This is a genomic window from Anaerotignum faecicola, from assembly GCA_024460105.1.
Lineage (GTDB): Bacteria > Bacillota > Clostridia > Lachnospirales > Anaerotignaceae > JANFXS01.
The window spans coordinates 1-579 of the sequence record JANFXS010000082.1 but is presented as its reverse complement, the minus strand read 5'-3'; the positions used below and the strand labels follow the sequence as shown (position 1 = coordinate 579).

Below are 579 nucleotides of genomic sequence, written 5' to 3'. Positions count from 1 at the left end.
GCCTTTTTTTCATTCCCATTATAAAATGGAACCGCCATTATTACGTACAGATGTCATGCTGCAGCACTGTTTATGAGCTGGACCCGGAGGTTGGAAAACGGCTGGGACACGGTGAACAGGCCGATATAACCGAGACAGATTTAACACTTGTACAGGCAGGCCGCAGAACATCCGGCTGGAACCGGAAGCATTGTGAAGCCTGCGGGTATGAGACGGAAGAAGATTTTGAGTACTGCCCCAAATGCGGCAGGAAGTTTTAACATATAGTGACTGGGCACATGCAGCAGATCGGGCAAGAGAGCAATGACAGGAGACTTTTCTTTTTGGGGGAGTCTCTTTTTTGTGATGTTCTGATCTTTACTTACTGATGTTCTGATCTTTGCTTACTGATGTTCTGATCTTTGCTTACTGCTGTTTTGATCTTTACTTACTTCTGTTTCGATTTTTTCTCACTGTTATTTTGACTCTTACGAAAAAATGCGTTTATTCTGGCGGGCTGTCTTCCAGCAGATCCCTTTTAAGCTTACTCGGAATAGGTGATATAATACCGGAGGAATAAAATATTTCATAAAGTTTTAC

Annotated in this window: 1 protein-coding gene; it reads left to right on the top strand. The window is 42.8% G+C overall.

What is annotated here, in order from left to right:
- Nucleotides 1–260: zinc ribbon domain-containing protein (locus NE664_12860; protein MCQ4727525.1), on the top strand; the 260-nt coding region annotated here is incomplete at its 5' end.
- Nucleotides 261–579: the final 319 nt, after the last annotated feature.